This is a genomic window from Terriglobus tenax, from assembly GCF_025685395.1.
Lineage (GTDB): Bacteria > Acidobacteriota > Terriglobia > Terriglobales > Acidobacteriaceae > Terriglobus > Terriglobus tenax.
In genome coordinates, this window is record NZ_JAGSYA010000003.1 from 133,700 (window position 1) to 147,578 (window position 13,879).

The window sequence follows — 13,879 nt, forward strand, 5'->3', positions numbered from 1 at the left end:
CTGCTTTTTTTGACACCCAAAGGGAATCCATGTTCAAGGTCCACCTCGCTCTGCCTGCCTGTGTCCTTCTTGCCTCCGCAACCGTGTTTGCCCAGGCTCCGGCGGCCCGGCCCGCTCCGGCTCCGCTGGAAAGCCCGGCGCCCCACTACGTCAGCTTTCAGTTGACGGAAGAGGTCAACGCCTCGGCGGACGCGGTCTGGGCGAAGGTTGGCAAGTATTGCGACATCGCCGCTTGGTCCGGTATGCCCTGCAGGATTGTGCAGGGGCCGGGGGAGGAGATCGGCACGGTGCGCTCCATCCTGAACGAGGTGATGGTCGGCAAGACGACATACTCCTACACCTACACGCAGGCGCCCCGGCAGGGAGCGGTCTACAACCTGTACCACGGCACGCTGGAGGTGGTTCCGGTCACCGCGAAGACCTCGCGCCTGCAGTACAGCTTTTTATATGACAACTCCATGCTGGCCGACGACGCCGCCCGCGAGGCCGAGATTGCAACCCGCAAGACGCGCTTTGGCGGCTATTTGAAAAACATGAAGGCAATGGCGGAGGGCCGCAAGGTGGAGCCGCCTGTGGCCCCACCGATTCCCGCCGCAACCTGGCTGGTGGCTGAGCCGCACTACATCTCCATCCCGATGAGCATTGAGGTCAATGCCCCTGCGGACAAGGTGTGGGCGCGCATCGGCAAGTACTGCGATATCGGCGAGTGGGGAATTCCGGGCTGCAGCATCGTCTCTGGCGACGGTGGGCTGGGAACCATCCGCACCATCGGCAGCGAGATACTGGTGGGCAAGACAAAGACCAGCTACATCTACACCCAGCCAAAGCGCGTGGGTGCGAACTACAACCTGTACCACGGCCAGCTTTGGGCGGAGCCGGTGACGGCCTCCACCACCCGGCTGAACTATACGCTGATGCTGGACAACTCCGCCCTGCCGGATGATGCCGCCCGCCAGAAGGACATCGACAACCGCCGCACGCGGTTTACGAAGATGCTGGAGAACATGAAGTTGCTGGCCGAAGGGAAACCGCTGCCGGAAGGCGCCGTGGTACGGCCTGCCACCCCGCCCGCGAATATGGGCGTACCGGTACCGAAATAGCCGCCTCGGCATCCTGAGCAGTGGTTTAAGGGCACGGCTTCAGCCGTGCCGCAAGGACGGCACAATGAGCGGCTTTAGCCGCTGAGGTCGCTTTTGTAGATGGACCACAGAAATAGAAAGCCCCGCAATCAGCGGGGCTTTCTATTGACTTGAATCCGCTTACATCGCGGGCTTTTCAATCACACCGCAGGCGATGCGGCTGCCGGCGTTTCCGGCCGGATCCGAGGTCTGGTCGTCGGCTTTCTCATGCACAACGACGGTGTGGCCGTAAATGGAGTTGGGTGCAGCCGGATCAAGCGACAGGTAATCGGCAACGAAGACCTTGTGGCCCATGTCACCGGTCATCGCGACAGACTCCGGGAAGTCGCCGTCGTGATGGCCTTCCGGGTTCTTGAAGCCGTGGTGCTTGTTCTCCGGGTTGAAGTGGCCACCGGCGGAGGTGAACGGGGCAACGCACTCGCTACCGGCGTGGACATGCACGGCGTGCTCGCCGGCGGGCAGGTTCGCGAGCATAACCATTACCTTCACACCCTTCTTATCGGGGGAAAAGGTCACATAGCCGGCATCCTTGCCGCTCGCGTCCTTCAGTTCCACCTTGACGGGCTTAGGGGCGGCAGCGAAGACGGGAACGGCAACCAGAAGGGCGGCCGAAGCAATAGCGGCAAAACGCATGGCGAATCTCCTTATATCCCGAAGGATACGCATTGGATGCGAACCAGCGCAAAGCGTGTCGCCTAGAGAGGAACAGCGGGCAGTTCCATCTGCTCGCTCTTGTTCTCGTCCACAAAGGGTTCGAAGTGCTCGCGGCAGCGTGCCTCGTACAGCCCGGCGGCGCCGACGACTACCAGTTCCTGGCTCTGGCCAAGGCGCTGCGTATGGATGGCCGGGTTGCCGCAGACCATGCAGACGGCCGAGAGCTTGGTCACCTGGTCAGCCAGCGCCATCAGGTTGGGCACCGGGCCAAAGGGCTCGTTGGCGAAGGTGGTGTCCAACCCGCCCAGAATCACCCGTTTGCCCAGGTGCACAAGCTCCAGGGTGAGCGGGATGATGCCTTCGTCGAAGAACTGCACCTCGTCGATGCCGATGACGTCAATTTCTTCGATGCTGCTGTTCTCAAACAGCTCAGCCTTCAGACGGTCGGAGGTGGGTGTGACCACGGCGGCGTCATGCGTCTGCTCGGAGTGCGAGGCGATGGCCGTGCGGTGATAGCGAAGGTCGATGTCGGGCTTGAAGCAGGCGACGCGCTGGCGGGCGATCTTCGCGCGCTTCAGGCGGCGGATCAGCTCCTCGCTCTTGCCGGAAAACATGGGGCCGGTGATTACCTCCAGCCGGCCAACGTGCTGCTGGGTCATTCGGAAATGGTACTGCTGGCGGGTGTGAAAAAACGGGCACGAAAGACGTCTTGTCCTCTCTCCACTACGCTCCTCTCCGGTCGGGATGACAACGCTGAGGAAAATAGGACGTTACACCGGCATCTCCGGCGTCGCCGCAATCAGTTGCTGCGTATACGCCTCTCGCGGGCAGTCGCAGACCTCCAGGGCGTCACCGATCTCCACCAGTCGGCCCTTTTGCATCACCGCCACGCGGTCGCACAGGTAGCGCACCAGCGGCATGGAGTGCGAGATGAACAGGTACGTCAGCCCGTAGTTCTTTTGCAGGTCGCGCAGCAGGTTCACCACCTGCGCTCCTACCGACACATCGAGCGCGCTGACCGGCTCATCCAGGATCAGGAACTCCGGCCGCAGCATCAGCGCGCGGGCAATGTTGATGCGCTGCCGCTGGCCGCCGGAAAACTCGTGCGGGTAACGCTCCAGCGCCGACTCATCCAGACCCACCTCGCGCAGCAGACCCCGGACACGCTTCTGTGGGTCCACGCCCTCCGGCGCTCCGTGGATGGCGCATGGCTCGAGCAGAATCTGCCGCACGCGCATGCGCGGGTTCAGCGCCGAGTAGGGGTCCTGGAAGACGATCTGCATGCGTCTGCGCAGGGCGTGCATGCCCGCGCGGCCTGCGCCAAGTACGTCCACGCCATCAAAGTGTACGGAACCGGAAGTCGGCTCAATGAGGCGCAACATCATGCGGGCCACCGTGCTTTTGCCGGAGCCGGATTCGCCGACCAGGCCAAGCGTCTCGCCGCGCGCTATCGAGAGCGATACCTTGTCGACCACGCGGACAGCCCCGGCTGCGTTCTTTGCCGGGTACTCCTTCACAAGATCATGGGCTTCAACAAACGCCATGGCTAAACCAGCCTCGGATGCAGTTTATGGAAGCCGGTGGCCTCCTGGTAAGCGCGCGCAAAGGCGGCCAGGCGCGCGTCCGAGTACAGCTGCCCGAGGAACGTAATGCTGACCGGCGTTCCGGGGCCGCCAATGTTGTCTGACTCGCCATCGTCTACATGTGGAGGAGGTGGAGCATCGTCGCCTCGCAGGCCGTTCGGCACAATCACAGCCGGATGCCCGGTAAGATTGGTCGCACGCAGCTGCATTCCGCTCGACGGTGTGACGATCACATCCACCTGCTCGAAGAGCTTCGCCATGGCCTCAATGCCCAGCGAACGCGCACGCATGGCGTTGATGTAATCCACTGCCGAGTAAAGCCGGAAGGTGCGGAAGATGTTTGGCCAGTCGTCGGCAGCCTGCGCGGTGAGCAGCTTGTCGCGGCCCGAGCGTGTCAGCTCATCAAACGCAGCGGCAGCTTCGGCTTCGAGATTGCCCGTCATCGGCCCCCACGGCAGCTTCGGCAGTTCCACAGGAACCAGCGTTACGCCCATCTTCTTCAACACGTCCAGGGTTGCGCGTTCGTACTTCGCATCGTAGGCACGGCGCGCAAACGAGCTTTTCGCAGCCTCTTCCTTCTTCTGCTTCTCGTCCGCGGTCGCGCCCTCGTATCCGTCTTTCGGAGCCTCGAACTTCGGCTCCGCAAACGCATCGGCGAAGTAACCTACACGCAGCTTCTTCCAATCGAAGCCCGCATTCCAATTGAAGGCAGCATCCTTCACGCTGCGGTCGTGGCCATCGGGCCCATAGATGGCGCTCATTACCAGGGCGCAGTCTTCCACGCTGCGGCAGATAGGGCCAATCTTGTCCATCGACCAGCTCAGGGCCATCGCTCCCGTACGCGGCACAAGGCCAAACGTTGGCCGCAGGCCGCTGGTGCCGCAACGCGTCGACGGCGAAGAGATCGACCCCAGCGTCTCCGTACCAATGGCAAAGCCAACACAGCCCGCGCTGACAGAAGAAGCCGAGCCAGCAGACGATCCGCTCGAGCCCTGCTTCGGGTTCCACGGATTGCGTGTCTTGCCGCCGAACCATACATCGCCCTGCGCCAGCGCGCCCATCGTCAGCTTGGCCAGCAGCACCGCGCCCGCTTCATCCAGACGCTGCACCACGGTCGCGTCCACATCGAACTGCTGCTGCTCAAATCCACCCGCGCCCCACGTCGTGCGATATCCCTTCACGCTCAACAGGTCCTTAGTTCCCCACGGAATCCCATGCAGAGGGCCCTTGTACTTGCCCGCGGCAATGGCGGTATCGGCCTCTGCAGCCTGCTTCAGGGCTCGCTCTTCGGTCAGCGTGATAACGAAGTGCAGGCGAGGATCGTAGCGCTTCAGGCGATCAAGATAAAGCTTCGTCAGCTCCGCTGACTTCACCTTGCGCAACCGCACCAGCTCCGACAACTCGCGCACACTGGCAAAAGCGATCTTCTCTTCCTCGCTCAGGGAAAGGCCCGCGACACTGGGCGCCGGTCCCAGCTTCGCAGGCGTTCGTACTGTCTCCAGCTTCATCCCACCCGGCACAGGGTCGAAGTTGAAGGCCGGGGCAACGCTGTTCGGTATGTGCAGATTGCGGATCTGGCGGATCATGCCCCGCTGGTCGGCCAAGCCGTCCATCATCAATTTCTTCTGTTCATCGGTGATGGTCAGCCCTACCAGAGCTGCGGCTTGATCAATCATCTCGGGCGTTAGCTTTGGGAAGGGGGCGGCCTCATTGGAGCTCTGCGCATTGGCCTGCGTGGCCAGGGCAAACAATACTCCCGGCATCAGCGTAGCTCCCACACCAGCCTGCGCGCACACACTCAGAAAACGGCGGCGGGATTCGTCAGCTTGCATCATGTTTGCAAGCATAGCCGAAGCCCGCCGCCGTTGCGCCTGCTTACTTCTTCAGTTCCTTTTTGCTGCCTGACTGGTTCACTACGTACAGCTCATTGCTCACGCCGAAGACTCCCGGGGTTCCGTTGGCCTGCATCTGGGCAATGATCGAGTCGCTCTCGTTGTTCACCACGCCGGTCAGGATCACATTGCCGTTCTTCACGATGATATGAATGGCGTGGTAGCCAATGGGAGGATCCCAGGTGATGCCACCGGCCGATCGTGCAATCGACGGTGTGATGGCGGCGTTCGGGAAGTTCGAGGTGTATTTGCGAAGCTGTGCCTGCCCGTAAACCCGCGTATAAACCGCCATGCGGATCCGGTCGTCGTTGGGCGAGTTGGGCAGAACCTCGATCTGGTTGTCGACCTCGGTAACGCCTTCAATCTTCTTCACCACACGCTCAGCATCGCTCTTCAGCGTGGGGCGGCTGGCATAGCCACCCAGCGTGACCACACCACCGCGCAGGCCGAAGTGCAGGCTGTCAAAGACGCTGTAATTGGGAAGCTTCAATAACTGCTTCTGTACTTCGGTGGCGATACGGGAAGCGTCGTTGTCAGAAAAACGCGACTGCTGTGCATGGGCTGAAGAAATCGGTGCAAAGGGAAGTGCCAATACAAGCAGGAGGAAATAGCGGGTGATACCTTGCATCCTCGTCATTTCATACTCTCCTGGCTGCGCCGAATCAGGACCAGCTTGCAGCCATCTTATTCAGATGGCTGCAAGCTGCCGGGGAGTTGTGTGCCCCCCGCCCTTGAAGGCCAGCGGAGTTTACGCCGCTTCGTACAGCTTTTCGCGCGAGTTGGAATGAACCTCCGCGTCGGAACCGTGCTGCTTCACCAGCTTGTTGTAGATGCCGAAGAGCAGGAAGGGGGCCACCCACTGCCCGACAAACTGTGCCTCGCGGTCGCGGCCACCCAGCTTCAGCGCCAGCGATGCAATGACAGAGACTCCAGCCGCCCCGAGGTAAAACGAACTGGGAAGCTGCGAGGTGTGCTTTTCAATGTAGGACGTGACCTGATCCTCTTTCACCTGGCCCGGAACAACGCGATGATCCTGCTCTGTCAGAAACGACATGGTGGTTCTCCTTTGTTCATTCACAGTCTGGAAGCATTTCTCGATCGGCTTCGGGGGATGAGATGGGGCATCGCCGCTTCGCTTTGCCCCGCGGTGGCAGGCCTGCTTCATACGCTGAAAGAAAAGGTGGAAGTTGTGCGGGAGGTGTAATTCGCGTGCAGAAAAGCAGAAGGGCGGCCGAAGCCGCCCTCTCTTGCCTTGCTTCTGGGAACAAAAGGCTTATGCCTTACCCAGTACCCTTGCCATCATTTCGCCCATTTCAGCGGGCGACTGGACGACGTGGATGCCGGCGGCAGCCATCGCAGCCATCTTGCTCTGCGCGGTACCTTCGCCGCCGGAGATGATGGCACCGGCGTGGCCCATGCGGCGTCCCGGAGGCGCCGTCTGGCCGGCGATAAAGCCGACGACGGGCTTGGTGACATGCTCCTTGATGTAGGCCGCAGCTGCTTCCTCGGCCGATCCGCCGATCTCGCCGATCATGATGATTGCCTCGGTGTCGGGATCCTCCTGCAGCAGCTTCAGCGCGTCGATGTGCGTGGTGCCGATGATCGGGTCGCCGCCGATGCCGATAGCCGTCGACTGACCGATGCCGCGCTGTGTCAACTGGTAAACGGCCTCATAGGTCAGCGTGCCAGACTTGGAGACGATGCCGACCGAGCCTTCCTTGTGGATGCGGCCGGGCATGATGCCGATCTTCGCCTTACCCGGCGAGATGACGCCCGGGCAGTTCGGTCCGATCAGGCGCGAGCCCGAGGCCTTCACAATCGGCCATGCCTTCACCATGTCCAGGGCGGGAATGCCCTCGGTGATGCAGATAACCAGCGGAACCTTTGCGTCGACGGCTTCCAGAATGCCATCCGCAGCAGCCGGCGGAGGAACAAAGATAACAGTCGCGTTGGCTCCTGTTTCTTTTACGGCCTCTTCCACCGTGTTGAAGACCGGCCAGCCCTCATGGATGGTGCCGCCCTTGCCGGGAGTTACACCGCCGACAACCAGATCCACACCAAACTGCTTGGCGTACTCCGCGCATCCCTTCGCATGGAAAGTACCTTCACGACCGGTAATTCCCTGCACAATCAGCCGCGTATTCTTATCGACTAGAACGGACATTGTTACCTTCCTAATTTGCTTGCTTAATCTTTAGAACACAATCTTCGAACTGTGCTTTCTTCCACTCATCGATCAAATCTTCTACTAATGCAGTCCTAAGGTCTTCCCATTCCGCTTCACGTTCACAAAGTTGAACCACATGTGATGCATGAAAAACGAAGAGCCCCAGAAATTTCTCTTTCGAGGGTAAAGATGATTGCCTTACTACTTCCTTGAATTCAGTTTCAGACTGTTGAAGCTTCTGAACGAACTCATCTTTCATCCTTTGCTTAATCTCTCCTGGCCAATGTTGAAAATAGGAGTCGACCGCCACCGACGGAATCATCATTTCCAAATATTGGCTCACCTTTGCAGACTGTTCGTTTGATAACACCGCAAAGCCATGTCTTAAGCCCAGGTGACAAAAGAAGTAAATATGCTCATAGAACAAATAGACTTCCCGTTCTATTCGCTTTTTCTCGTCCTCAATCCTGATGAATTTCTTTGTGGCATTACGACTGTTAGTTGCCGCCGTAATAATGGCTAATCCAAAATCTCCGATTGGCTGATATTCCCGCTCCGTATTCTGCTGCAACTCTCGAAAGAGATCTTCAGCTACTTTTTGATCCTTATTTCGAAATGGATTGGGAAACTGCATCTCTTGGATTTACCCTTTAGCGGCTTTCACCACTAAATCAGCGGCTTCCTTCATCGTTGCGCCTACTTCGAACTTCAGGTCGCTGTCCTTCAGAATCTGGCGTCCTTCTTCCACATTGGTGCCTTCAAGACGCAGCACGATCGGAATCTTTACGCCCAGGTTCTTCGCCGCCGCAACCACCGCGGTCGCCAGTACATCCACGCGCAGAATGCCGCCGAAGATGTTGATGAAGATCGCCTTCACGTTCGGGTCGCTCAGCAGAATGCCAAAGGCCTGCTCAATCTGCTCCTGGTTGGCGCCGCCGCCCACGTCCAGGAAGTTTGCAGGCGAGCCGCCGGCGTACTGAATAATGTCCATCGTCGCCATCGCGAGACCGGCGCCGTTCACCATGCAGGCGATGCTGCCATCCAGCTTGATGTAGTTCAGGTTGAACTTCGAGGCTTCCACCTCGAGCGGATCTTCCTCGGCAACGTCGCGCAGTTCCTTCAGGTCTTTGTGGCGGAACATGCCGTTGTCGTCGAAGTTGATCTTGCAATCCAGGGCGGCCAGCTTACCGTCCTTGGTCGTGATGAAGGGGTTGATCTCCATCAGCGAGCAGTCGGTTTCAACAAAAGCCTTGTACAGGCCCATCATGAACTTGACGGCCTCACCCACCTGAGCCGGCGTCAGGCCCAGCTTGAAAGCCAGCTTGCGCGCCTGGTACGGCTGGAAGCCGATGCCCGGATCGATGTATTCCTTGAAGATTGCGTCGGGGTCCTTGGCGGCAACCTCTTCGATCTCCATGCCACCGGCCTTGGAAGCCATGAAGACCAGCTTCGCGGTCGCACGGTCCAGAACGATGCCGAGATAAAGTTCGCGGTCGATCAGCGAACCCTCTTCGATCAGCAGGCGCTGCACCTTCTGGCCCTGCGGCCCGGTCTGGTGCGTGATGAGCTGCATGCCGAGGATCGCCTTGGAGGCCGTGTTGGCATCCTCAATCGTCTTGACGACCTTCACGCCGCCGCCCTTGCCACGGCCGCCGGCATGAATCTGCGCCTTGACGACGACAGCAGGTGCGCCGTTGGAGAAAAGCTGCTTGGCGGCCTTGTCGGCCTCTTCCAGCGTTGTGGCCATCTCGCCGTTGGGAACGGTGACGCCATACTTCCGCAGGATTTCTTTCGCCTGATATTCGTGAATTTTCATGGGCTTCCTGAGCTAACGACACGATGGTAGTCGAGTGGAGAAAGCAGGCGCAACCACGATTTCGCACATTTGTGCGATGTTCGCACTAGTTACGGTGTCAGGAATCCGTCGGGAAGACTTTTAACAATTCCCGAGTACCGCAACGGAGCGCAGACCTGCACCGTGAAAGGAATGTGCTGGGCCACACTGCCCGGGTGGGTCACCCAACTCAGGGTGTTGGCCTTGGCGCAGGGGGAGGAGTTCAGGGTGGTGAACCCGATCAACTTATAGACCGTGCCGCCCGGTTCCACGGTAATGTCCTGTCCGGGGCCGGAGTTGAAGAAGAACCCGCCGCAGTTCTGGCAGCTCTCCAGGGCCAGGGGGACATAGCGCATCACCGGCTTCATCACCCACTGCGTCCCTTCGCGGACTTGCATCTGCACGTTGGAACCTGTCTCCAGGCGCATGGTGGTTACCGGACCAAGCCTGCAGGAGAAGTTGCTGCCGTTGCGAAAACTGACCGGAATGGCGTGCTGGCCATTGGAGGCGTTGTCCGCACCAATCTTCACCTCCAGCTGTTCCGGTTCACAGTAGGGCGAGGCGTCCCGGTTTTGAGGATTCGCCATGGGATTGTCGTAGTTGTAATCGCTGGCCGGCTGGGAGTAGTTGTCCATCGTCGGCGCATCTTTAATGGGGCTGTTGTCGCTGGGCTTGGCCGTCTGCTGCGGATTCTGCGCCATCGCCGTGGCCGTCAACAACGTCGCAACTAGAAGCCAGGTCTTCATCACCATTAGTTGGATGCTTCGCATCCTGGTCCGGCTTCTTTTGGCTTTGATCCGGGTTTTCCCGCTCTTTGGAGTCGAGCCGTCCCGCGTGCCCAGATGCTACCCTCAAAAGCGATATGGGCCTTTCACTCACTCTCAAGCGCATTGTCGAACAGAAAGCCGTGCTCACGCGTGAGGAGGCCCGCAACCTGATGGCGGAGATCCTCGGTGGCGACTTTACCGAGATCACCCTTGCCGCTCTGCTGGCCGCCATGGCCACCCGGGGAGAGACGGCCGCCGAGCTTGCCGGTTTTGCCGAGGCCATGCGTTCGGCCGCGCTGCAACTGCCGCTTGAGACGGACGAGCGCGAGACGCTGGTGGATACCTGCGGCACAGGCGGTGACTCCAGCGGCACCTTCAATATCTCCACTGCCGCGGCGCTGGTTGCCACGGCTGCCGGGGCAAAGGTGGCCAAGCACGGCAACCGCTCCGTGACCTCGCTGTGCGGTTCGGCCGATGTGCTGGAGGCTCTGGGCATTCCCATCTCGCAGACGCCCGAAGCGGGCGTCGAGAGCCTGCGCAGCAACAACTTCCTCTTTCTGCACGCGCCGGAGCTGCATCCTGGCTTCAAGCCGATCATGCCAATCCGTCGTGCCCTTGGTGTCCGCACGGCCTTCAATGTGCTGGGACCGCTGGCCAACCCGGCAGGAGCGACAGCGCAGGTGATGGGCGTCTACGCGGCGCACCTGGTGCCGGTGGTGGCAGAGGCGATGGCCATGCTGAACACGCGCCACGCCATGGTGGTCCACGGCAACGGGCTGGACGAGATTACGCTTGATGGCGCTACGCAGATCGCCGAGGTGAAGGGAAGGGTCGTCAGCCTGATGACGGTGAAGCCGGAGGAGCTTGGTCTGCAGTCGGCTCCGCTGGAGGCGCTGAAGGGTGGCAACGCCGAGGTCAATGCGAAGATCCTGACGGCGATCTTCGCCGGAGAGAAAGGTCCTCACCGCGATGTGGTGGTGTTGAACGCCGCGGCTGTGCTGGTGGTCTCAGGAAAGGCGAAGACGCTGCAAGAAGGCGTTGCGCTGGCGCAGCAGACGATTGATGCGGGAGCCGTCACAGCCCTGGTGGCAAAGCTGCGGGCTTAGCGGTATCGGATTCATCGATCGCTTCTTCTTCCCGGCGCCCGCTCCCGTACAATTTCCGCCAAGGAGAAACCCATGCCCATTGATCCCTCCATGGTCACCACCGCTCTTGAGCTTCCCGGCTATCGCATCGTTCGCAACGTTGGTGTGGTACGCGGAATTCTGGTGCGCTCGCGCTCCATCTTCGGCTCGATTGGAGCAGGTCTGCAGACGCTGGTTGGCGGCAACATCACCATACTGAGCGACCTGTGCGAGAAGACCCGCAACGATGCCTTCCAGATGATGCTGATGCACGCGGACCAGCACGGCGCCAATGCCGTGATTGCCGCGAAGTACGACGCCACGGAAGTGATGCAGGGTGTCACCGAGGTGCTGGCCTATGGTACAGCGGTGATCGTCGAAAAGATTTAGCCATATCGCGGCGCCTGATGGATGCACGGCGCCGCCACAGGGCTAACTTTGGTTACGCAAGCTCCGGATAATCGCTGTAGCCCACTTCGGTATGACCGTAGAAGGTCTCAGGCACCGGCGTGTTCAGTGGCTTCCCTTCGCGGAGACGGCGTACCAGGTCGGCGTTGGCGATAAACGGCTTGCCGAAGGCCACGGCATCGGCCCATCCGGCGGCAATGGCCTGGTTGGCAGAGTCGAGCGTGAAGTTTTCATTGGCCACGTAGACGCCGCCGAACTTCTTCTTCAGCTCCGGTCCAAGGCTGTCCGGCGCAACATGCTCGCGCGCCGCGATGAAGGCGATCTTCCGCTTACCGAGTTCGGTTGCCACGTAGCCGAAGGTCGCGGGACGGTTGGAGTCCGAAATGTCGTGCGAGTCGCTACGCGGAGCCAGGTGCACGCCTACGCGATTGGCTCCCCATACTCCGATCGCGGCGTCGGTGACTTCGAGCATCAGGCGGGCGCGGTTTTCAATCGGACCGCCATACTCGTCGGTGCGATGGTTGGCGCCGTCCTGCAGAAACTGGTCTAGCAAATATCCGTTGGCCCCGTGGATGTGAACGCCATCAAAGCCGGCGGCCTGCGCGTTCTGCGCACCGCGGCGGAACTGCTCGATCACATCCTTCACCTCCGGCAGCGTCAGGGCACGCGGAGTTTCAAAGGGCGTGATGGGACGGATCAGGCTGACGTGACCCTGGGCCGCAATGGCGCTGGGTGCAACCGGAAGCGCACCGTTGTGGAAGGACGAGTGCGAGATACGGCCGACATGCCAAAGCTGCATGAAGATATGGCCACCGGCCTCCTTCACCGCCCTGGTGATGGGCTTCCAGGCCTCCACCTGTTCCTGGCTCCAGATGCCGGGAACCTGCGAGTAGCCAATGCCCAGCGGATCAACGGGCGTGGCCTCGGTGATGATCAGGCCGGCGCTGGCGCGCTTGCGGTAATAGTCCACCATGATGGGCGTGGGAACGTTGTTGGGCGTGGCGCGCAGCCGTGTAAGCGGCGCCATGAAGATACGGTTCGGCAGCTCAAGGTCACCGACGCGGATTGGATCGAAGATCGTAGCCATAACACCCACTTTGATGGTTCGATCCTCGTGGAAGATTCATCCTCTACCCCAATGGGGGAGACGGCTAGCCTACGCAGAGCCGGATAGCTTCATCCACGGTATCCGCCACCAGCAACAGGTCGCGTTTGGGCTGCGTCAGCACTCCCTCGGTAATGCAGTGGTCCAGGAAGGTGAGCATGCCGTCCCAGAACTTTGCTGTGTTCAGCAACACAATAGGCTTGGCGTGGAGCTTCAGCGTGGACCAGGCCAGGACTTCGAAGAGCTCTTCCAGGGTGCCGAAGCCGCCGGGCAGGATCAGGAAGGCGTCTGCCTTCTCGCCCATCAGGGCTTTGCGGTCGTGCATGGTTTTTACAATGTGCAGTTCGGTGACATCGTGGTGGGCCACTTCCATGTCGACCAGCACATGCGGAATCACGCCGGTGACGCGACCGCCGGAGCCGAGGGTGGCATCGGCAACGGCACCCATCAAGCCAACGCGGGCGCCGCCGTAGATCAGTCCAATATTTTGTGAGGCGAGCTTGCGGCCAAGGTCTTCGGCTACGAGCCGGTACTCCGGCTGTGTGCCGTCGGCGGAGGCGCAGAAGACGCAAATATTGCGGGAAGGAGAGATGGCTGTCGGCGAAGACATACTCCACTAGAGTACGCCTTCACCGCCAGCCATCTGGTAAAGAGAAAGTGTGGTGCGGGGGAAGCTTAGTTCAGCGCCAGGGTCGCGTTGTTCAGTTGCTTGGTGACCTGCACCATCAGGGTGCCGGCGGCGAGCTTTTCGGTAGCGGTGTTGTTGTAGACGCTGGCGCCTTCGGCGGCCTCAAGCTGCTTGCTGGTCTTGGCGGCGACGGTGACAACTTCATCGCCGATGCGGAGTTCGCGGGCTTCGTTGGAATCGTTACGGACGGTAAACTTCACGGTCTTGCCGGCCTTCTTCATGGCGGACTGCGTGTCCGGGGTGCTCTTCTTGAAGAAGCTGGCAGCCTGTGCGGTGGGGGCCATGGTGATGGCGGTGAAGGCGATAGCGAAAGCGGCGCGCGTAACAGTCTGACGGTTCATGTGAGTTCTCTCCTCTGCGGTGGCTTGATCGAATCTCATCTGCCTAGGTTCAGGTGATTTCGTCACGCAGGAGGCATTACGCGGCCAGTTCCGCATTTGTTCCAACTTTTTTCGAAATTAATTTCAAGTAATTTTGGGAACCATTCTTGCTAACCACTCCCATGTCTCTGCTGTCTG

General features: G+C 60.2%; 16 protein-coding genes. 3 read left to right on the forward strand and 13 right to left on the reverse strand.

The features are described from left to right. Positions 1–29: 29 nt before the first annotated feature. Positions 30–1,100, forward strand: a complete 1,071-nt coding sequence (locus OHL13_RS00655; RefSeq protein ID WP_263408182.1) for an SRPBCC family protein — start codon at positions 30–32, stop codon at positions 1,098–1,100. 159 nt (positions 1,101–1,259) lie between these two features. Here OHL13_RS00655 and OHL13_RS00660 read toward each other — a convergent pair whose 3' ends face one another. The 10 genes from OHL13_RS00660 to OHL13_RS00705 form a co-directional block, all read right to left on the reverse strand. After that, a complete protein-coding gene (locus OHL13_RS00660) occupies positions 1,260–1,772 on the reverse strand; it encodes a superoxide dismutase family protein (RefSeq protein WP_263408183.1) in 513 nt (170 codons plus the stop codon). Positions 1,773–1,834: 62 nt separating this feature from the next. Beyond that, on the reverse strand, positions 1,835–2,452 hold the full coding sequence (locus OHL13_RS00665; RefSeq protein ID WP_263408184.1) for a thymidine kinase: 618 nt from the start codon (positions 2,450–2,452) through the stop codon (positions 1,835–1,837). 111 nt (positions 2,453–2,563) lie between these two features. Next, positions 2,564–3,337, reverse strand: a complete 774-nt coding sequence (locus tag OHL13_RS00670) for an ATP-binding cassette domain-containing protein (RefSeq protein ID WP_263408185.1) — start codon at positions 3,335–3,337, stop codon at positions 2,564–2,566. A 2-nt stretch (positions 3,338–3,339) separates the two neighbouring features. Next, complete coding sequence (locus tag OHL13_RS00675) at positions 3,340–5,211, reverse strand: amidase (RefSeq protein ID WP_263408186.1); 1,872 nt, start codon at positions 5,209–5,211, stop codon at positions 3,340–3,342. Between the two features lie 40 nt (positions 5,212–5,251). Then, a complete protein-coding gene (locus OHL13_RS00680; RefSeq protein WP_263408187.1) occupies positions 5,252–5,905 on the reverse strand; it encodes a BON domain-containing protein in 654 nt (217 codons plus the stop codon). Positions 5,906–6,016: 111 nt separating this feature from the next. Further along, entirely contained in the window at positions 6,017–6,322 is a 306-nt protein-coding gene (locus OHL13_RS00685; protein ID WP_263408188.1) for a hypothetical protein, read from the reverse strand. A 219-nt stretch (positions 6,323–6,541) separates the two neighbouring features. Next, positions 6,542–7,432 (reverse strand): succinate--CoA ligase subunit alpha, encoded by an 891-nt coding sequence (sucD, locus tag OHL13_RS00690; RefSeq protein ID WP_263408189.1) that lies wholly within the window; start codon positions 7,430–7,432, stop codon positions 6,542–6,544. 10 nt (positions 7,433–7,442) lie between these two features. Further along, positions 7,443–8,069 (reverse strand): hypothetical protein, encoded by a 627-nt coding sequence (locus tag OHL13_RS00695; protein WP_263408190.1) that lies wholly within the window; start codon positions 8,067–8,069, stop codon positions 7,443–7,445. Between the two features lie 9 nt (positions 8,070–8,078). Beyond that, entirely contained in the window at positions 8,079–9,251 is a 1,173-nt protein-coding gene (sucC, locus tag OHL13_RS00700; RefSeq protein WP_263408191.1) for an ADP-forming succinate--CoA ligase subunit beta, read from the reverse strand. An 89-nt stretch (positions 9,252–9,340) separates the two neighbouring features. Further along, positions 9,341–10,015, reverse strand: a complete 675-nt coding sequence (locus OHL13_RS00705) for a hypothetical protein (protein ID WP_263408192.1) — start codon at positions 10,013–10,015, stop codon at positions 9,341–9,343. 116 nt (positions 10,016–10,131) lie between these two features. Here OHL13_RS00705 and trpD point away from each other — a divergent pair, with 116 nt between their 5' ends. Both trpD and OHL13_RS00715 read left to right on the forward strand, forming a co-directional pair. Beyond that, on the forward strand, positions 10,132–11,142 hold the full coding sequence (gene trpD, locus OHL13_RS00710) for an anthranilate phosphoribosyltransferase (RefSeq protein WP_263408193.1): 1,011 nt from the start codon (positions 10,132–10,134) through the stop codon (positions 11,140–11,142). A gap of 72 nt (positions 11,143–11,214) precedes the next feature. Beyond that, complete coding sequence (locus OHL13_RS00715; RefSeq protein WP_263408194.1) at positions 11,215–11,550, forward strand: YbjQ family protein; 336 nt, start codon at positions 11,215–11,217, stop codon at positions 11,548–11,550. A 52-nt stretch (positions 11,551–11,602) separates the two neighbouring features. On the opposite strand, the gene OHL13_RS00720 is transcribed toward OHL13_RS00715, so the two are convergent. The 3 genes from OHL13_RS00720 to OHL13_RS00730 all read right to left on the reverse strand — a co-directional run bounded on the left by OHL13_RS00720 (position 11,603) and on the right by OHL13_RS00730 (position 13,702). Further along, entirely contained in the window at positions 11,603–12,655 is a 1,053-nt protein-coding gene (locus OHL13_RS00720) for an alkene reductase (protein ID WP_263408195.1), read from the reverse strand. Between the two features lie 64 nt (positions 12,656–12,719). After that, complete coding sequence (locus OHL13_RS00725) at positions 12,720–13,283, reverse strand: LOG family protein (protein ID WP_263408196.1); 564 nt, start codon at positions 13,281–13,283, stop codon at positions 12,720–12,722. 65 nt (positions 13,284–13,348) lie between these two features. Then, positions 13,349–13,702, reverse strand: coding sequence for a hypothetical protein (locus OHL13_RS00730; protein WP_263408197.1), 354 nt, complete (start codon positions 13,700–13,702; stop codon positions 13,349–13,351). Positions 13,703–13,879 lie beyond the last annotated feature (177 nt).